Source organism: Martelella mediterranea (assembly GCF_004342225.1).
GTDB lineage: Bacteria > Pseudomonadota > Alphaproteobacteria > Rhizobiales > Rhizobiaceae > Martelella > Martelella mediterranea_B.
The window spans coordinates 74,691-92,841 of sequence record NZ_SMAR01000014.1 but is presented as its reverse complement, the minus strand read 5'-3'; the positions used below and the strand labels follow the sequence as shown (position 1 = coordinate 92,841).

At 55.9% G+C, this 18,151-nt stretch carries 17 protein-coding genes; 5 read left to right on the top strand and 12 right to left on the bottom strand.

Annotated elements, in window-relative coordinates; genetic code table 11:
• Positions 1–625: IS66 family transposase zinc-finger binding domain-containing protein (locus EDC90_RS10875; RefSeq protein WP_165972807.1), on the bottom strand; the 625-nt coding region annotated here is incomplete at its 3' end.
• 318 nt (positions 626–943) lie between these two features.
• Here EDC90_RS10875 and EDC90_RS10870 point away from each other — a divergent pair.
• Positions 944–1,435, top strand: a complete 492-nt coding sequence (locus tag EDC90_RS10870) for a hypothetical protein (RefSeq protein WP_132311424.1) — start codon at positions 944–946, stop codon at positions 1,433–1,435.
• A gap of 16 nt (positions 1,436–1,451) precedes the next feature.
• On the opposite strand, the gene EDC90_RS10865 is transcribed toward EDC90_RS10870, so the two are convergent.
• The 3 genes from EDC90_RS10865 to topA all read right to left on the bottom strand — a co-directional run bounded on the left by EDC90_RS10865 (position 1,452) and on the right by topA (position 7,004).
• A complete protein-coding gene (locus EDC90_RS10865) occupies positions 1,452–1,889 on the bottom strand; it encodes a DUF983 domain-containing protein (protein ID WP_132311422.1) in 438 nt (145 codons plus the stop codon).
• 124 nt (positions 1,890–2,013) lie between these two features.
• A complete protein-coding gene (rnr, locus tag EDC90_RS10860; protein ID WP_245511028.1) occupies positions 2,014–4,284 on the bottom strand; it encodes a ribonuclease R in 2,271 nt (756 codons plus the stop codon).
• Between the two features lie 62 nt (positions 4,285–4,346).
• Complete coding sequence (topA, locus tag EDC90_RS10855; protein WP_132311440.1) at positions 4,347–7,004, bottom strand: type I DNA topoisomerase; 2,658 nt, start codon at positions 7,002–7,004, stop codon at positions 4,347–4,349.
• A 259-nt stretch (positions 7,005–7,263) separates the two neighbouring features.
• Here topA and EDC90_RS10850 point away from each other — a divergent pair, with 259 nt between their 5' ends.
• Complete coding sequence (locus tag EDC90_RS10850; protein WP_132311438.1) at positions 7,264–7,467, top strand: hypothetical protein; 204 nt, start codon at positions 7,264–7,266, stop codon at positions 7,465–7,467.
• Positions 7,468–7,602: 135 nt separating this feature from the next.
• On the opposite strand, the gene dprA is transcribed toward EDC90_RS10850, so the two are convergent.
• The 4 genes from dprA to EDC90_RS10830 form a co-directional block, all read right to left on the bottom strand.
• A complete protein-coding gene (gene dprA / locus EDC90_RS10845) occupies positions 7,603–8,778 on the bottom strand; it encodes a DNA-processing protein DprA (RefSeq protein ID WP_132311436.1) in 1,176 nt (391 codons plus the stop codon).
• A 38-nt stretch (positions 8,779–8,816) separates the two neighbouring features.
• Entirely contained in the window at positions 8,817–9,443 is a 627-nt protein-coding gene (plsY, locus tag EDC90_RS10840) for a glycerol-3-phosphate 1-O-acyltransferase PlsY (protein ID WP_132311418.1), read from the bottom strand.
• 124 nt (positions 9,444–9,567) lie between these two features.
• Positions 9,568–10,857, bottom strand: coding sequence for a dihydroorotase (locus tag EDC90_RS10835; protein WP_132311416.1), 1,290 nt, complete (start codon positions 10,855–10,857; stop codon positions 9,568–9,570).
• Positions 10,854–11,795, bottom strand: a complete 942-nt coding sequence (locus EDC90_RS10830; protein WP_132311414.1) for an aspartate carbamoyltransferase catalytic subunit — start codon at positions 11,793–11,795, stop codon at positions 10,854–10,856. The genes EDC90_RS10835 and EDC90_RS10830 overlap by 4 nt, the downstream gene beginning before the upstream one ends.
• Before the next feature lie 127 nt (positions 11,796–11,922).
• On the opposite strand from EDC90_RS10830, the gene EDC90_RS10825 reads away from it, so the two are divergent.
• Positions 11,923–13,578 (top strand): acyl-CoA dehydrogenase family protein, encoded by a 1,656-nt coding sequence (locus EDC90_RS10825; RefSeq protein WP_132311412.1) that lies wholly within the window; start codon positions 11,923–11,925, stop codon positions 13,576–13,578.
• A gap of 93 nt (positions 13,579–13,671) precedes the next feature.
• On the opposite strand, the gene EDC90_RS20875 is transcribed toward EDC90_RS10825, so the two are convergent.
• Complete coding sequence (locus tag EDC90_RS20875) at positions 13,672–13,839, bottom strand: hypothetical protein (protein WP_165972806.1); 168 nt, start codon at positions 13,837–13,839, stop codon at positions 13,672–13,674.
• Positions 13,840–14,215: 376 nt separating this feature from the next.
• Between EDC90_RS20875 and EDC90_RS10820 the strand changes: the two genes are divergently transcribed.
• Positions 14,216–16,045, top strand: a complete 1,830-nt coding sequence (locus EDC90_RS10820) for an aminopeptidase P family protein (protein WP_132311410.1) — start codon at positions 14,216–14,218, stop codon at positions 16,043–16,045.
• Here EDC90_RS10820 and EDC90_RS10815 read toward each other — a convergent pair.
• Together EDC90_RS10815 and EDC90_RS10810 are read right to left on the bottom strand one after the other, a co-directional pair.
• Entirely contained in the window at positions 16,040–16,360 is a 321-nt protein-coding gene (locus EDC90_RS10815) for an AzlD family protein (protein WP_132311408.1), read from the bottom strand. The two genes, EDC90_RS10820 and EDC90_RS10815, sit on opposite strands and share 6 nt — an antisense overlap.
• Positions 16,357–17,055, bottom strand: a complete 699-nt coding sequence (locus tag EDC90_RS10810) for an AzlC family ABC transporter permease (protein ID WP_132311434.1) — start codon at positions 17,053–17,055, stop codon at positions 16,357–16,359. The genes EDC90_RS10815 and EDC90_RS10810 overlap by 4 nt, the downstream gene beginning before the upstream one ends.
• Positions 17,056–17,177: 122 nt before the next feature.
• On the opposite strand from EDC90_RS10810, the gene EDC90_RS10805 reads away from it, so the two are divergent.
• Positions 17,178–17,420, top strand: a complete 243-nt coding sequence (locus EDC90_RS10805) for a DUF2164 domain-containing protein (RefSeq protein WP_245511026.1) — start codon at positions 17,178–17,180, stop codon at positions 17,418–17,420.
• Between the two features lie 32 nt (positions 17,421–17,452).
• On the opposite strand, the gene pncA is transcribed toward EDC90_RS10805, so the two are convergent.
• The gene (pncA, locus tag EDC90_RS10800; RefSeq protein ID WP_132311406.1) at positions 17,453–18,079 is read right to left on the bottom strand and encodes a bifunctional nicotinamidase/pyrazinamidase; all 627 of its coding nucleotides are present in this window, start codon (positions 18,077–18,079) and stop codon (positions 17,453–17,455) included.
• Between the last annotated feature and the right edge of the window lie 72 nt (positions 18,080–18,151).

Here is an 18,151-nt window from a genome sequence, read left to right as displayed (position 1 = left end):
CGTCGGAGGCGACGACGCTGGCCCGGCGCAGGGCGGCGACTGCCGCATCGCGCCCGGACACGAAGGCCCGTTGAGCCCTGCGCAGCATGTTCATCAGGCCGCCCTGACTGATGGTGAGACCGAAGAGATTCGCAAACGCGCCCTGCAGGCGTTCATAGGACAAGGCCTGGAAGGTTTTGAGGTACGTCGCCATCGCATGCACGCGCGGCCCGAACGGCGTCCCTTTCGCCGCATCCGGCACGGGCGCGACAACCCGCGTTCCACAGGACGGGCAGCTCACCGCCAGACGTCGATGACGCTCGACAAAAGGCTTGATCTCGGGAAGTTCGATCCTGTCGTGTGCGCTGACCGTCTCGGCGGCAAGATCGCATGACAGGCAGGCCAGGCAGCAAGGGCATTGGTCGGGGCGATGATCGACGAGTTCATCGAATGCTTCGCTCATCGAGCGGCTGTGACCCTCATGACCTGGCTTGGCGCCGCCGGGTCTGGCCTTCTCCCGGCGCGCCTTGCGATCCGTCGACGGCGGCTTCGACGAGGTCCGCGACGTCTTGTCCGGACGCTGCATCCGAAGCACCAGATCAATCAGTTCGTCCTTCGAAAGCCGCTGCAAATCATTTCGATCCATGGCTGTATGGATTCAGAAATCCGTGCCCGTGACAAGGGGGTGGGTAAATACTCCGTAACCGTTTATCATGTAGATGGTCCAAAAGAAGTCTTCAGCAGTTTTGAACGCTTTAGACTGTACAATACCTCGAACAGTAATCCAGTGGAAAATGTCAGTTTAGAGTATAATATAATAATAATACCTGCGGGAACAAAAAAACCGGTTACATATAGGATACGAGTGAATATGGTTTCCCGCGCTGGTCTTCGGGAAAAGTAGCCTAACCGTTTTTTGGGGCCACAGAATCTTCTTAAGATGCTAGGTAGGCCAGATGGGTTCGTGACGATTGACTATTCCGACTACGCTGCGGCAAAGCATTTTCTTGCACAGGTTGATGAATGGTATAAGTCCCTAGAGTTCACGCCCGAAAATAAGATAATATCGAATTTGCAAAATTACAGTCATTGGTTTAAATATATAGTATCTTCATCATTTTCAGTGACGTCTCTTTACGTTTTGGGTAATTTGTACTCATCTATTACGTTCGATGAGTTGGTGTCCGGGCCTATAGTATCTCTTTCGCGAATCGCAGCACTCGCGATTGTTGCATGGTTGGTGGGGTCTTTGGTCGGAAGGGCGATCGAATATGCTATTGATCGTGTTCAGCCCGTTTCGTGTGTTTTACTTAATCGGGGTGATGAACGGATACTCGCCAAATGGAAGAAGTCCAATCGGCTGAACTTCTTAAAAGCAATGGCGGGATTAGCCGCAACAGTTATTCTGAACCTTGCCTCTTCGTGGATTTTTGAAAGGTTAGTCTTGCCTAATTGACGTTCATCACCGCGCTTCAATAATCCTTCACCTCTTCTTCCCCCTTACCATCAAAGCCGTGCATTTTCAGGGCCCATTGGAGGCCGATGACGGCGCCTTTGATCGGCTGGATAATGAGGAAGGCGGCGATGGCGGTCAGCGGAACCCAGATGGCGAGATGCACCCAGTCGGGCAGATCAAAAAGGGCGGCGCCGGACATGTAACCGCCAACCATGAAGTGTCCGAGAACGAGAATGACGAGATAGGCGGGCAGATCATCGGCGCGGTGATGATGAATTTCCGTGCCGCATTGGTCACATGCATCCACTGGCTTCAGATACCTGTAAAACAGTCTTCCTTTGCCACAGGCCGGGCAACGGCCTTTCATGCCTTCCAGCATGGCGGGAACAAGGTGGCGCTCACCTTCATGATGTGCGCCGTAAACGTGATGACTGTCTTTCTTAAGATCTGACATAAGCGCCTCCAGCCTGATTTATTCAGACAAATTGACGGAATGCAATCCGTGAGCTTGCATCTGATCCCGCGCGTCAGGCGTGGCATAGAGCGCCCGATACTCTGAGGCCAGATGTTCTGTCTGTTCACCGCTTGCCGCGTGGTCCCGGCCTGCCGGAAGGTCTGCCGCCGCGCATGGGGCGACCGCGCTTTGACTTGTGGAAGGAGCGCGTTGCTGCCGGAAGCTTCTTACCGGACGACAACATGTCAAACCGCAGGGCACCGGCCAGCGGAATAGCTTCGACAAGCTGCACTTCAACATCGTCGCCCATCTGATAACCCAGCCCGGTTTTCTCGCCGACAAGCGCCTGTCGCACTTCATCATGAACGAAATAGTCGGTACCCAGCGTTGAGACCGGTACAAAGCCGTCAGCACCATATTCCGGCAGGGCAATGAACAGGCCGGAACGGGTAACGCCAGCGACGCGGCCATCAAAGCTCTCGCCGATACGGCCCGCCAGATGATGCGCGATCAGTCGGTCGACCGTTTCGCGCTCAGCGGCCATGGCGCGGCGTTCAAAGGTCGAGATTTCAGCCGCGATATCGTCCAGCTGCTCTTCTTCTTCGCGCTCAAGGCCACCTTCACCCAGATGCAGCGATGCCACCAACGCACGGTGTACGATCAGATCAGCGTAGCGGCGGATCGGTGACGTAAAATGCGCATATTTCATCAGGTTGAGACCAAAATGGCCGCCATTTTCCGGCGAGTACACGGCCTGACTTTGTGAGCGAAGCACCATCTGATTGACCAGATCCTTATGCGGCGAACCCTCGGCCTTCATCAAAATGCCATTGAAGGAGTTGGCGCGCAGATTGCCGCCCTTGGCCAGCGGTATCGACAAAGTGGCCAGGAATTCGCGCAGGATTTCCTGTTTGGAAAGTGATGGCGCGTCATGGGTACGGTAGATCAGTGGCTGGCTTTTTTTCTCCAGTGTTTCAGCTGCTGCCACATTGGCCTGAATCATCATTTCTTCGATCAGCTTGTGGGCATCAAGACGCGGCGGAACCACAACCTTGTCGACCGTGCCGTCGTCTTTCAGGAGAATGCGGCGTTCCGGCATATCAAGCTCAAGTGGCTGGCGCCGGTCGCGACCACGTTTCATCGTTTCGTAAGCGGCCCAGAGCGGCTTTAGAACCGGTTCGAGAAGCGGGCCGGTCTTGTCGTCGGTTTTTCCCTCAATGGCAGCCTGAGCCTGTTGATATGAGAGCTTGGCCGCACTCCTCATCATGATGCGGTGGAAGGTGTGTGATGCCTTGCGTCCATCTTTGGAAAAGACCACCCGCACAGCCATGGCTGGCCGATCCTCTCCCTCGCGCAATGAGCAGAGGTCATTCGAAATTCGCTCCGGCAGCATCGGCACGACGCGGTCGGGAAAATAGACCGAATTGCCGCGCTTCAGCGCCTCCCGGTCCAGTGCAGATTTATGACGCACATAGTAGGAGACATCGGCAATCGCGACGGTAACGATCACGCCGCCTTCGTTTTCCGGGCGGGTATCGGGCTCTGCAAAAACGGCATCGTCGTGGTCTTTGGCGTCAGCCGGATCGATGGTCACCAGTGGAATATCGCGCCAGTCTTCGCGGTTCTTCATGCTTGCCGGTTCAGCGGCTTCCGCAGCGTCGATAACGTCTTTGGGGAAGATATGCGGAATGCCATGGGCATGGATCGCAATCATCGACACGGCTTTTTCGGAGGCCAGCGAGCCGACAACTGAAAGCACCGAACCACGTGCAAGGCCAAGCCGGCCCGAACGCTTGACATCGGCTTCGACAAGATCGCCGTCTTTTGCACCATTCAGCCCGGTTTCGTCGATAACAACTTCATTGTCGCGCCGGTCGATCGGCATCAGTCTTACTGTGCCATCGTCGAGAACCTTGATAACGCCGAGTGCTGCCAGTTTGCGTTTGTCGATAACCTTGATGACACGCGCGGTATAAGCCGGGCCGGTTTCGCTTTTCGATGGAAAGATTTTTGCAACAATTCTGTCGCCCATGCCCGCGGAGGCAACCTTGCGCTTGTTGTTCTTGCCACCACCGGACTGGCGAATAAGCACAGCGGGTGCTGTACCTTCCTCTTCCGGCCATTCTGCCGGCCGGCCGATAAGCTCGCCATCCTTGTCACGCGTGGTGATATCCAGAACCGTGACCGGGGGCAGGGCACCGGGGCGAACAAGGCTCTTGCGTTTCTTTTGCAGCAGGCCTTCGTCTTCCAGGTCGCGCAAGAGGTCTTTCAGTTCCACGCGACCTGCACCCTTGATCCCGAAAGCTTTTGCGATTTCGCGTTTCGATGCCTTATCCGGATTGTCGGCGATATATTGCAGCAGAACCTCGCGCGGCGGCACCTGACCGTGAATAATGGTGTCACCGGCTTTGTCGGCAGCGGCTTTGGTATCTGCTGTCTGGCGGCGTGGTTTCTGGCTCAACTGTTATCGCTTTCAGCCTCAGCCTTCTTTTTGGCCGATGTGGTTTTCTTCGTTGCGGTTTTGGCTTTGGTTGTCGTCTTTTTTGCCGTCGTTTTTTTTGCTGCTGTTTTCTTGGCCGGCGTCTTTTTCTTCGTACCGGATTTTTCAGCTTTGGCAGCAATCAGCGGCAGCGCTTCTTCAAGCGTGATCGCCTGCGGGTCCTTGCCCTTTGGTAGTGTGGCGTTGATCTTGCCCCATTTGACGTAGGGCCCGTAGCGCCCGTCATTCACGGTGATTTCCCCGCCATCCGGGTGGTCGCCCAGAGACTTGAGGGCGGCAGGGGCAGACCTGCGACGACCGCCATTGGCGCGCTTGTCGGCAATGATCGAAACTGCGTGATTAACGCCGACCGAAAAGACGTCTTCAATGCTTTCGACATTGGCATATGTGCCGTCATGCAGCACAAATGGCCCATAACGGCCGAGGCCAGCGGTAATCATCTTGCCATCTTCAGGGTGCGGGCCAACTTCGCGCGGAAGCGACAGAAGCTTCAGCGCCTTTTCAAGATCCATGTCCTCCGGCTTCCAGCCTTTCGGCAAAGACGTGCGCTTGGCTTCCTTGCCTTCACCGCGCTGAACGTATGGCCCGAAACGGCCGGTTCTCAGCGTCACGGTCTCTCCGGTTTCAGGATCGGTCCCAAGTTCGTTCGGCTCGTTCGGGTTGATGCCGTTGGCCGCCTCCGCGTCCCCCCCCAGCTGGCGCGTGTAATTGCATTCCGGGTAGTTGGAGCAGCCGACAAAGGCGCCATACCGGCCCAGTTTCAGAGAAAGCCTGCCGGTTCCGCACGCCTGACACTGGCGCGGATCGCCGCCATCTTCGCGTTTGGGGAAGACAAGTGGTGCCAGCGCTTCATTCAGGGCATCCAGCACATTGGTGACACGCAGTTCCTTGGTGTCTTCCACCTGCGCGAAAAAGTCCTTCCAGAAGTCGCGCAGAACCTGTTTCCATTCCAGCGATCCGTCGGAAATCTTGTCGAGCTTTTCTTCAAGATCTGCTGTGAAGTCATATTCCACATAACGATTGAAGAAGTTTTCGAGGAAGGCCGTCACCAGTCTGCCTTTGGCTTCCGGCGTCAGCTTGCGGTTTTCGATCGTGACATATTCACGGTCGCGCAAGGTCGCCAGCGTGGAGGCATAGGTTGACGGCCGGCCGATACCCAGTTCCTCAAGTTTCTTGATCAGCGAGGCTTCTGAATAGCGCGGAGGCGGCTCTGTGAAATGCTGCGTTGCTCTGATCTTTTCCTTATCGATCGCTTCGCCCTGATTGATCGGCGGCAGGCGACCATCATCCTCGTCCTCATCGGAAGGTTGCTTTTCTTCGCGATTGTCTTCGTAGGCTGCGAGGAAGCCGTTGAACTTTACCACCGTGCCCACGGCGCGCAGGCCAACCTGCTCACCACCTTGAGCAGCTGTGATCTCAGCGGTCGTGCGTTCCATCTCTGCCGAGGCCATCTGGCTGGCAATGCCACGCTTCCAGACAAGATCATAAAGACGGAACTGGTCCGCATCGAGATACTTCTTCATCGATTGCGGTGTGCGCGTGAAGTCAGTCGGGCGAATGGCTTCGTGTGCTTCCTGGGCATTCTTTGCCTTCGTGGAATAAGCGCGCGGCTTTTCCGGCAGGTAACGTTCACCAAACTGATCGCCAATCGCCGAACGCGCTGCCGTTATTGCTTCCGGCGCCATCGAAACACCGTCAGTACGCATATAAGTAATGAGACCGGCTGTTTCTCCGCCGGTATCCACGCCTTCATAAAGCCGCTGCGCGACCTGCATGGTGCGTGATGCAGAAAAGCCAAGACGCGATGACGCCGCCTGCTGAAGCGTAGAGGTTGTGAAGGGTGGTCCGGGATTGCGCTTGACCGGCTTCGCCTCAACGCTGGCCACAGAATAACTGGCCGCCTCAAGAAGTGTCTTGATCCTGTTGGCGTGCTCTCCGTCCTTGATCGAGTTTTTCTGAACCCGCTTGCCATCGGCCTGCACCAGTCTGGCTTCAAACTGATCGCCACGCGGTGTTTTCAGGTCTGCAACAATGTTCCAGTACTCTTCAGGGATAAAGCGTTCGATTTCGTTCTCGCGTTCACAGACCAGACGCAGCGCGACAGACTGGACGCGCCCTGCAGAACGCGCGCCCGGCAGTTTGCGCCACAGGACTGGTGAGAGATTGAAGCCAACGAGATAGTCCAGGGCGCGTCGTGCAAGGTAAGCATTGACCAGCGATTCATCGATGTCGCGCGGGTTCGCCATGGCATCAAGCACGGCCTTTTTGGTGATGGCGTTGAAGACGACGCGTTTGACGGGCTTGTCTTTCAGCACCTTCTTCTTTTGCAGAAGATCCAGCACATGCCAGGAAATCGCTTCGCCTTCCCTGTCCGGGTCGGTTGCGAGGATGAGGCCGTCGGCAGATTTTACGGCGTCGGCAATGTCCTTGACGCGTTTGGCCGACGCAGTGTCGACTTTCCATGTCATCGCGAAGTCTTCATCCGGCAGCACTGAGCCGTCTTTCGGCGGGAGGTCGCGGACATGGCCGAAGGAGGCCAGAACCTTGTAATCCTTGCCGAGGTATTTGTTGATTGTCTTCGCCTTTGCAGGGGATTCGACAACGACTACGTCCATATCTACCGTCTCAACTTTCTTGCTGGCCCGGGTGCGGCGACCGCTATCGGCCACCAGTTTGCCCGCCTCTATGGCCTTCGACATGGACAGGGATTGCGTTCCGGTCAAGTCCTGTGAAGGAATTTTCGCGTTTCTCTCGTGTGTGCAACCAATAGATGTATTGATATTGGATGCAATTTATTGTCTAATAAACAAAATCGATACTACTATAGAAAAGCATGTGAAAATGGACATTCAGCTACGTCATGCAGGTGAAATTATGGCCCCCATATCCTTTGGACGCGAAAGTGATCGCGCTATTGAAATCGAAGAAATTATGTATATACGTCAGATGCTTGGCCAACTCAGGCGTATGGCAGATCGTGAAGGCGCCGAGCTGCTCTGTTATCTGATAGATATGGCCTATATCGAGGCCGGAGAGACGCAGTCAAAACTTACGCCCGCGGTTTCAAAACGATTCTGATATACCAAAAAGCGTAACTAAAGACGTTTTAGGGTCGATTTCACATTAATGATGTGCGTCTGCGGGCGCAATCGAGTCACCAAACCCGTTGTCGGGCTGGAATTCGAGCAATCGCCGTGTGGCCTGATCGATCAATCAAGCCAGTGAAACGGTTCCCCCGGAATGGCGGACCAACCGGCCTGCAAGGTCCAGCTCCAGCAGGATCAGGTGAACCGCCGCAGCATGGACGCCGGTGAAGCGGATCAGGTCATCAATGTCGCAAGGACTCGGTCCCAAAGCCTGAGCAATGCGCGTTCGATCACTGTCGTCAGGCGGCGGCGCATCGGATTCGTCTGCCTTTTCTTCTCCGACTGAACCCGAAAACGGAATCTCGATCTGCGATAGCGGGGCGAGTGCTTCAAGAACGTCGCTGACTTCGCAAATGATCGTCGCACCCTGTCTGATCAGGCCATTGGAGCCGTGCGCGCGCGGATCGAGCGGCGAGCCGGGTACGGCAAGCACTTCCCGCCCACACTCATTGGCGAGCCGTGCCGTGATCAAAGATCCGGAACGGTGGGCGGCCTCCACAACGACAACTGCAAGTGCGCACCCTGCGATCAGGCGATTGCGGCGCGGAAAGTCACGCGCGCGCGGTATCCAGCCATAGGGCATTTCGCTGATTGCAACGCCACCATCGCTGCAGATGTTTTTGTACAGTTCGATATTTTCCGGTGGATAGGGCTGGTCGAGGCCGCCGGCAATTGCAGCAAGTGTTCCATATGAAAGGCTGGCGCGGTGGGCCGCCGTATCAATGCCACGTGCCAGCCCAGAAACTACCGTATAACCGGCTCTGGCTGCAGCTTCTGCAATCATGACGGTGAACTTTGATCCTGCGACGGATGAATTCCTTGCGCCGACAATGCCAAGGGCTGGCCGGGTGGCAACTGCACCACTGCCATGCATGGCCAGAAGCGGCGGGGCGCCCTCCATGGCTCGCAATGCAGGCGGGTAGTCCGGTTCGCCAATGCCGACAAAACGTCCGCCGAAACGCGCTGCCGTTTCGAGCTCTCTCTCGGCCTCATCGGTCTTCGCGATGCGAATGCGACGCGACGAGCCACCGCGTGCTGCCAATTCAGGGATCATGGCCAGTGCTTTTTCTGCACTGCCATAATGGTTGATCAGGCTCCGGAATGTGATCGGTCCAACATTGTCGCTGCGGATCAGCCGCAACCACGCCAGTCTCTGCTGGTCTGTGAGTACGATGCCTGATTTCTTCACGAGTTGGTGTTTTACGCTTGTGTCTGCCTGTGAAGAAGCGCCTTCGGCTTGCATTGACATGCCCCCATCCATCAATCGTTAGGGGGCGCTTTTTATTCAGCCTGTTTCTTTTCTCCGATCCGGCTTTCCGTGCGGGAAATCAGCCGTTCGATATTGGCCTTGTGGCGCCACCACGAAATCACCGTCATGACTGCCAGTACAAGTGACATTTGCGGCTGACCCATTATCCACAATGCAACCGGAATAACAAGCGTTGCAACCAGAGCGGACAGCGAGGAATAGCGGGAAAGCTTTGCGACGGTCAGCCAGACAAGAGCGAAGACCAGCACTGTCGCTGGTGCAATGCCCAGAAGCACGCCAATATAGGTTGCGACACCCTTACCGCCCTTAAAACCGAGCCATACGGGAAAAAGGTGGCCGATAAAGGCGGTAAACCCTGCCAGAAGGCCAGCCTGCGCTCCAAAAAGATGGGAGGCAAGCACCACAGCAAGTGTTGCTTTGAGTGCATCCAGCAGAAGTGTCAGAGCGGCCAGATGTCGTTTGCCTGTGCGCAAAACATTGGTGGCACCAATATTCCCCGATCCCATGCCACGGATATCGCCAAGCCCGGCGGTGCGGGTAATCAGATAGCCAAACGGAATAGAGCCGAGAAGATACCCAAGACCAAGCGCCCAGAGTGCCTGAAGCGCTGTTGTATTAAATGCGAATACACCTTCCATGATCCCCTCCGCCTTTATGTCTTAGAGCGCCGTGCATCCATTCGGATGCACAAAGGACGCTCTAACCTATTGAATCTACGCATCGTGCTTCCCGAAAATCGATTCCGATTTTCGGGCCGATGCTCTAGTCCGCCTGAAAGACGCATTTTCCCGACACGAATGTGCGTACGGCACGGCCAGAGAAGCGGGCGTTTTCAAAGGTTGTATTCTTGGATTTCGAAACGAGGCCTTCCTGCGTGACAAGCCAGGGTTCATCAAGGTCGATCAGCGTTATGTCAGCCTTCGCGCCCGGCTTCAGAGTTCCGGCATCAAGATCGAAAAGCTGAGCCGGTTTTGTTGAGATCGCATCGATCAGGCGCATCAGCGGAACATCGTCACTGTGATGCAGGCGCAACGCTGCTGACAGCATCGTTTCAAGCCCGATGGCGCCGTCTTCGGAATCGGAGAATGGCAGGCGTTTGGTATCAACATCCTGCGGGTCGTGCGATGACACGATGATATCGATAAGGCCGTTTTTGAGGGCCTCGACCATCTGTCTGCGGTCTTCTTCATGGCGCAGCGGCGGCGACAGTTTGAAGAAGGTTCGGTATTCACCGATATCATTTTCATTCAGGGTCAGATGATTGATTGAGATGCCGCTTGAGACGAAGGCTCCGCGTTCGCGGGCAACCCGGATTGCCTCAACCGATTCCGGCACGGAAATCAGAGCGGCGTGATAGCGTGCGCCCGTGAGCGCTGCCAGTCGCAGATCACGTTCCAGCGGAATGATCTCCGCCTCACGCGGAATCCCGGCAAGACCCAGCCAACTGGCAAACAGGCCCTCATTCATCACACCGTTATCCGACAGGTAGCGGTCGCGCGGCTCCAGTGAGACAACAGCGTTGAAAGAGCGGGCGTAAGTCATCGCACGGCGCAACACGCGATTATCGGAAACAGGGTGCCGACCATTGGTAAACGCGACAGCGCCTTCATTCTTCAACAGGCCGATTTCTGTCATCTCGTTGCCGGCCAAAGCTTTGGTCAGTGCTCCAACAGGGTGAACGTTTACAACAGCATTATCGCGCGCGGTTTTAAGGACGAACTCGACCAGCGCGATATCGTCAATCGGCGGATGTGTGTCCGGCATCATCATGAATGAGGTGATGCCGCCTGCTGCTGCGGCAAGGCTTGCTGAATGAATGGTTTCGGTATGTTCCGTGCCGGGCTCACCGACAAAAACATGGGCATCGATCAGGCCGGGTGTCGCGACCAGTCCATTGCAATCCACCGTTTCGGCACCTTCCGGTGCGCCCTGGTTTAATGCGTCGGCGCCAGCTGCAACAATCACGCCATGTTCGACGATGATCGTGCCGGTTTCATCCAGATTTCGCGACGGGTCGACGATGCGGGCATTCTTTAAAACGAGCGGTTTCATGCGCGTACACCTCCGTGTTCGGCCAGCATCAGCGTTTCCATCACCGCCATGCGCACGGCAACGCCCATTTCCACCTGTTTTTCGATCACGCTTTGCGGCCCGTCCGCCACGTCGGTGGCGATCTCAACACCGCGGTTCATGGGGCCGGGATGCATGACAAGCGCATCATCCTTGGCAGCCTTCAGCTTTTCGTTATCCAGTCCCCAGAAACGGAAATACTCGCGAACCGATGGTACGAAAGCGCCTGACATGCGCTCCCGCTGAAGCCTGAGCATCATCACAACATCAGCGTCTTTGAGAGCTTCTTCCATCGTCGGGCAAACTTCGACGCTCATGTCACGCATGCCGGAGGGCAACAAAGTGGATGGCCCGACAACGCGAACGCGTGCGCCCATCGTGTTCAGCAGGATGATGTTGGAGCGTGCGACGCGCGAATGCAGAATATCACCACAGATCGCAACGATAATATTATCGAGACGCCCTTTGGCCTGCTTAATCGTCAGAGCATCCAGCAGCGCCTGAGTCGGGTGTTCGTGTGCGCCGTCTCCGGCATTGACAACGGAGCAGGCCACTTTTTGTGAGAGCAGCGCTGCCGCCCCTGCCGAGGAATGACGAATGACCAGCACATCCGGGTGCATGGCGTTCAGCGTCATTGCCGTGTCGATCAGCGTTTCGCCTTTTTTGACGGATGAATTGCCAACCGACATGTTCATAACGTCAGCGCCCAGCCGTTTTCCGGCCAGTTCGAAAGACGCCTGCGTGCGTGTCGACGCCTCAAAAAACAGATTTATCTGGGTCAGACCGCGCAGAACACTGTTCTTTTTCTGGCGAGAGCGGTTGAATGCAATTGCTTCCTCCGCCTTTTCCAGAAGCGTTTCAATATCGAGTGGCGAGAGGCCCTTGATGCCAATGAGATGGCGATGGGGAAAGAAGACCATGAAGCTTTCCTCCGTGTGAGGTCCTGCGGTCTATAAAGGCTACAGCCGTCCCCCGCAAGCTTTGACAGATGATATCGAACCATGCCAACTGCAGTTTGAACATTGGTTAGAAGAAGTGCGCGTAACAATGCCAAGTCCGTTCGATGATGAATTCCTGAAAAATCTGAACCAGCCGAAGCTCTGGTCCGGGGTCAATGCTTTCCAGTCCGATCCGCTTTTAAGCGATCTGACCCGCCAGCTGGCGCGGCCTTTGCGTGATGAACTCGATCTTCTGGGGCGTTACGTTACTTCACCGGATGCGCAGGAACTGGCGCAGATGGCCAATACCAATCTGCCGCAACTGAGGACTCATGGACCGTCCGGCGAGCGTATCGATACGGTTTCGTTCCATCCGGCATGGCATGCGCTCATGCGTCGATCAATGTCTTCCGGGCTTCATTCGTCGCTCTGGGAACCGCCGAAGGATGCTGATTCGAAGTCCAAGGCGCACAAAATCAGAGCCGTACGCCTCTTTTTGTCGGCCCAGTTGGAATGCGGACATCTGGAGGTTTTGTCATCCACATCGGCTTCTCTTGCAGTGCTTTCGGCCGCGCCGCAGCTGCGCAATGCCTGGGCGCCGCGCATCCTGTCGCGTAAATATGATTCGACCAATCGTCCCCACGGACAGAAAAGCGCAGTGACTGTCGGCCTGGCCGTAGCTGAAAAGCAGGCAGGCAGTGACCTGAACGCGATGACCACCAGTGCCGAGCGTGTTGGTGAAGGGATCTACCGTCTCTCAGGGCATAAATGGTTTGTTTCGGCGCCGATGAGCGACGCCTTTATCATGCTGGCGGAGGTTGATGGTGCGACGGGTTGTTTCCTTGTGCCTCGCCTTCTGGATGACGGGCGTGCAAATGCGCTGCGTTTTCAGCGGCTGAAAGACAAGCTTGGCATGCGTTCGAACGCCACAGCCGAACTCGAGTTTTCGGATGCGTTTGGTTATCTCGTCGGCACGCCAGATGGTGGCCAGCGTACCATTCTGGATATGTTGACCCTGATGCGTCTCGATAGCGCAGTCATGGCATCGGGGCTGATGCGGACCTCGCTGGCTGAGGCTGTTCATGCCGCACGTGGACGTCAGGTTAAAGGCCGTGCGCTGGTGGCGCAGCCGCTGACCATGCGGGTTCTGGCTGATCTGGCGCTTGATGTCGCCGCGGCCGGTGCCTTGTCTTTCCGTGTTGCTGAAAGCTTTGACCGGGCACGCGACAGCGGTGAAGAGGCCGCCTATGCGCGGGTGATGACGCCGGTTGCCAAATACTGGTGCACGAAAATTGCACCAGCCGTGATCGGTGAGGCCATGGAAGCCATGGGCGGAAATGGCTATATCGAAGATCGCCCACTGGCCCGGCATTACCGTGATGCACCATCTCTTTCCATTCAGGATGGTGCAGGGAATATGATGGCGCTGGATCTGCGCCGCGTTGCCGAGCACGGAAGCGAATTATTTGAAGCTGTTTTCGGCATCATTGCCCGTGATTTAGGGGGCTCCGGCGCAAAGATTGTCGAGGTGCTCCGGGCTGCTCTGGCGCTTTGTAAAGGTGATGAGAGTGCCGCCCGGATCTTTATCGAACAACTGGCACTCGCTGCCGCAGCGGCTGAGCTTTACCGGCTGGGTGCCGGCCGGATTGCGGATGCATTTCTGGAAACGCGACTGGCAGCGGGATGGCGCTCGACTTACGGCATGCTGGATACGCGCTTTGATGCCAGCTACATCGTTGAGTTGCTTTTCCCGGAAGCCGAGTAAGCATACCTAAAAAAGCATGGAGAAAGAAAAAGGCAGCGCCAAAGCACTGCCTTTTATCTGTTTTCAACACTATTCGCCGATGGGGCGAAGACCTCAGAGCATGAAGCTTGAGGAGCTGTTGCGACGAAGCTCTGCGCGGGACTTGCCGAGTGACTTAAGCGACTCATCATCCATGCGCGACAGAGCGCCGTTCACGAAGCGGTCAGCCTGACGCTGGCGGGCATCGGCAATGTTCTTGTAAGCGTTACGAAAGAAACCCATTTTATCTCTCCTGTCATTTTGATGACTGGCCGAATGATATCTCGGTCTGGGTCATCTTGCCTTCGCTGCGATGAGCAATCGAACCCGGATGGCTCTGACTTTCGCTCCGCGCGTTGGCCTTAACGATCAACTGAACTCAATATAGACAGTGCTATCGGTCTCTGGCAGGTGGTCTTACTCATGGTAGCCATGCGGTGCGTGCATGGAAGCTGACGATTGGGCGCCCAAACCATGCAAAGCTGCCCAATTTGCGCTCACCAATGCTACAGAACCGGGCAAATGCTTGTGCTTGGATCTGGCCTACTGGCAGATGGCGTTGCTTGCGATGCCTCATGAAGCGCATTATCGTCCGCGGCAAAAATTGTAAGGTGCTTTCATGTTTCAGTCTTTTGAAGTTGTTTCCCGGCCCGAACAGGCCGCCCCGCGTATCAAAGCGTTGCGGGCGCTTTTCCCAGAACTTGGAATCAACGCCGTCCTGGTGCCGCGTACCGATGAATATCAGGGCGAGTATGTGCCGGCCTGCGCTGAGCGGCTTTCCTGGTTGACTGGCTTTACCGGTTCTGCCGGAATGGCGCTGGTCATGGAGGAAAAGGCCATGGTTTTCGTCGATGGGCGCTACACAACCCAATTGGCAGCTCAGACCGATCAGTCGCTTTTTAGTGCAGGTGATCTGGTCGGGTGTCCGCCGCCGGTCTGGATCGAGCAAAACAAACCTGAAGCCCTGAAACTGGGGATCGATCCGTGGCTGCATACGCCCAGCGAGGTCGAGCGCCTGGAGAAGGCGCTGAGTGCGGCTGGCGGTCAGTTGGTCTTGCTCGGCCACAATCCTGTTGACCGGATCTGGAGTGATCGCCCGTCAATTCCGCTTGAGCCGGTTTTCGTGCAGCCGGAAGCGTTTGCAGGTGAGGCGGCCAGCGACAAGATCGCGGCAATGGCAGCAACTGTTCGGGAGAAGAAGGCGAAGGCCATTCTCTTTTCGGACTCAACGTCGGTGGCATGGCTATTCAATATAAGGGGCAATGATGTCACGCATACCCCGGCGCCTTTGAGCCGAGCGCTGGTTGATGCTGATGGCAATGCCACTTTGTTCATCGAAGCTGAGAAACTTGAGGGCGAAGCGGGGGGATATCTTCGCAGGCTGGCACAAGTGAAAGCGCCCGGCACGCTCCTTGGTGAACTTGAAATGCTTGCAAAAGAGTCAGGGGCGGTTTTGCTGGATCGGGTTTCGGTGCCTTTCGCTGTCCTGCAGGCCATTGAAAGCGCTGGCGGGCGCTGTGTGAATGTCAGCGACCCGGTTGTTGAACGGCGCGCGATCAAAAACGAAGCGGAGCAGAACGGTGCACGTGCGGCGCATGTGCAGGACGGTGCGGCTATGGTTTCGTTTCTGAGCTGGCTGGACCAGCAACCTCCCGGCAGTGTCAGCGAAATCGCCGCAGTCAAGGCGTTGGAGGATGCGCGCCGCAAAACCGGTTTGCGTTCGCAGAACCCGCTGAAGGATATCTCTTTTGACACGATTTCCGGCTCGGGACCGAATGCTGCAATCATTCACTATCGTGTCAACGACGATACGGACCGGATGATTCAGGGCGGAGAGATGTATCTCGTGGATTCGGGTGGGCAATATCAAAATGGAACCACTGATATTACACGAACCGTCGCTGTTGGCGGGGTTGGTGACGAACAGCGGCGCTTTTTCAGTCTGGTTCTCAAAGGCATGATTGCCGTCTCCACTGCACGCTTTCCTAAAGGGACGCGTGGCGTTGATCTTGATCCTCTGGCTCGCATCGCGCTTTGGAAGGCGGGGGCTGATTATGCGCATGGAACCGGGCACGGCGTTGGCTCCTATTTGTCGGTTCACGAAGCGCCACAGCGATTGTCCAAAGCCGGCCTGGCCGAGCTGAAACCCGGTATGATCATCTCGAATGAACCGGGCTTTTATCGCCCCGGCGCGTTTGGCATACGCATCGAAAATCTTCTGCTTGTTACTGAAGCAGCGCCTGTCGAGGGTGGTGATATTCCGATGCTTGGCTTTGAAACTCTGACCTGGTGTCCGATTGATACGCGGCTGATCGTGCGCGATCTGCTGACGAGCGAGGAAACCGAATGGCTGAACGCTTATCACGCAGAGACACGCGAGAAACTGTTGCCGCTTGTCAGCGATGAGCACGAAGCTGAGTGGCTGGAAAATGTGACACGTCCGTTATGACGGGATCACAAAATATCTGAGGATCATGACCACGCTCCAGCCGACGCCAATCATCGGCAGTGGTGACGAAAAGCGCAGGCCTGCCGCAAGTGCTGCAGCAATGGCAATCTTTGCTTCAATCCCGCCAGCATAGAAGGCAGGAGCAACGAGCGTGGTCAAAACGGCAGGCGGTATTGCATTCAGCGCCGCTTCTGCACGTGGCGGAATGTCCGAAACCACCGTCAGAAGAAGATAGCCGGCAATGCGGGTGAGATAGGTTGCGGCGGCGGCGGCCAGAATGACCAGCATCATGTGGTCGTTGGTAAAATCGCTCATGAGCTGCTCACCTCACTGACGGTATCAGTGGCTTTCTTCGGTGGCAGGATGGCAGCCAGAGCAATGCCTGCAAGCGCGCCGCAACTGACATGCCAGGGTGAACCAACCGTGGCGTAGGCCAGAACAGAAGCCAGCGCGCTGACGGCGACTATCGAAAGATAGTTGGGGCGGCTTCTGAAGCCCATCACAAGGCTGAGGAAATAGATCGGGAGCAGCACATCAAGGCCTAAAGCTCTCGGGTCCTGAATGAAGCCGCCCAGCAATGCACCGATGAGTGTCATCACATTCCAGAGGCCATAAATCGTGATGGCCGCCCCCATGTACCAGGCAAAGGTGACCGGCGTTCCGGCCTCATGCCGTTTCAGCGACTCGGCGAATTGCGGGTCTGTCATGAAAAAGAATGCAATCATCTTTCGCGGCAGAGAAAAATGCGCAAGAACCGGCGTCAATGCTGCAGAATAGAGCACATGGCGGAAATTGACGGCAACAACCGAAAGCACGATCAGCCATGGTGCCACCCGCTGACCAAAAAGCTCAATCCCGACCAGCTGGCTTGCTCCGGCGAAGATTGTGATGCTCATCATCACGGCTTCGAAAACAGACTGCCCGTGGGATATAGCCACAGCACCAAAAAGTGCACCAAAAGGCGCAGCCGAAAGTGCGGGAACCAGTCCAGCCTTGGCACCATTGATCATTTCTGCATTTTTCGTCAAACCGGTCGATCTCCTGTTAAGACAGAACTAACCGTTTGCCCAAGTCCAAACAACTCAGTTTCGTTGATGGACACATCAACGAAACTGAAAGAGGAGTACCGAAGATGATAGAAATGAATGCGCGCGAGAAATCTGCGCTGGCTCAGCGGTTGCGCGATTATTGTGCAGAAGAGCTGGACTGTGAGATCGGCCAGCTTCAGGCCGAGCTCTTCGCTGGGTTCCTCGAACGCGAATTTGCGCCAATCTACTATAATAGTGGTCTCAGAGATGCTCAGACACACCTCATGAAGCGGCTTGAGGAGGTTGCCGATTCCATCGTTGTTCTGGAAGCCCGGTTGCCGGGGTAAGATCCGGCGTCGGCAATCCGGCAGGAGATGTCTCAGCTTTCCAGAGCCGCGTGACTATCGGTGATTTCAACACCAGCAGCCTTGATGTCCTTTATCGCTTCACGGCTGCTGTCTTCGGAAATCCCACGACAACCATCTTCGATCAGACGGACCGTGACATCCGGCAGCATTTCAATGGCATCCAGTGCCGTGAATTTCACACAGAAGTCCGTGGCAAGGCCCATGATATCCAGTTCAGTGACCGCCTTTTCTTTCAACAGCTGATCAAGCCCCGTTACCGCACTGCGATCATTATCGCGGAAAGCAGAATAGGAATCGATCTCGGGGTTTTCGCCCTTACGCTGAATATGATGGATGCTGTCAATCTTCAGATCCGGATGAAACGCGGCATCGACTGTGCCCTGCACGCAGTGATCCGGCCACATCACCTGAGGCTTTCCGGCAAGCTCGCCTATGTCAAAGGGCTGCTTGCCTTCATGCCGGGAAGCGAAGGAGCCATGACCTTCCGGGTGCCAGTCCTGCGAGGCGATGATCAGACCGTAGCGTCCGGATTCTATGAGGGCGTTGGCAACCGGGACAACTGCATCTCCGTTTTCAACTGCGAGATTCCCTCCGGGGCAGAAGCCGTTTTGAATGTCGACAAGAAGAAGCGCTTTCACCTGTTTGCTCCCCGTTAAAAGCTGAATTGATATGCGATGATTTTTAAGATTGTCATTTCACTGGATTGAGTG

Bases quoted from the DNA above. Each gene is read 5' to 3' on its own strand.
- EDC90_RS10850 (WP_132311438.1), top strand. From the start codon at position 7,264: ATGGCCCCCATATCCTTTGGACGCGAAAGTGATCGCGCTATTGAAATC.
- topA (WP_132311440.1), bottom strand. From the start codon at position 7,004: ATGGACGTAGTCGTTGTCGAATCCCCTGCAAAGGCGAAGACAATCAAC.
- EDC90_RS10815 (WP_132311408.1), bottom strand. From the start codon at position 16,360: ATGAGCGATTTTACCAACGACCACATGATGCTGGTCATTCTGGCCGCC.
- EDC90_RS10805 (WP_245511026.1), top strand. From the start codon at position 17,178: ATGATAGAAATGAATGCGCGCGAGAAATCTGCGCTGGCTCAGCGGTTG.
- EDC90_RS10825 (WP_132311412.1), top strand. From the start codon at position 11,923: ATGCCAAGTCCGTTCGATGATGAATTCCTGAAAAATCTGAACCAGCCG.
- EDC90_RS10835 (WP_132311416.1), bottom strand. From the start codon at position 10,857: ATGAAACCGCTCGTTTTAAAGAATGCCCGCATCGTCGACCCGTCGCGA.
- EDC90_RS10865 (WP_132311422.1), bottom strand. From the start codon at position 1,889: ATGTCAGATCTTAAGAAAGACAGTCATCACGTTTACGGCGCACATCAT.
- plsY (WP_132311418.1), bottom strand. From the start codon at position 9,443: ATGGAAGGTGTATTCGCATTTAATACAACAGCGCTTCAGGCACTCTGG.
- EDC90_RS20875 (WP_165972806.1), bottom strand. From the start codon at position 13,839: ATGGGTTTCTTTCGTAACGCTTACAAGAACATTGCCGATGCCCGCCAG.
- EDC90_RS10830 (WP_132311414.1), bottom strand. From the start codon at position 11,795: ATGGTCTTCTTTCCCCATCGCCATCTCATTGGCATCAAGGGCCTCTCG.
- EDC90_RS10810 (WP_132311434.1), bottom strand. From the start codon at position 17,055: ATGATCAATGGTGCCAAGGCTGGACTGGTTCCCGCACTTTCGGCTGCG.
- EDC90_RS10820 (WP_132311410.1), top strand. From the start codon at position 14,216: ATGTTTCAGTCTTTTGAAGTTGTTTCCCGGCCCGAACAGGCCGCCCCG.
- dprA (WP_132311436.1), bottom strand. From the start codon at position 8,778: ATGCAAGCCGAAGGCGCTTCTTCACAGGCAGACACAAGCGTAAAACAC.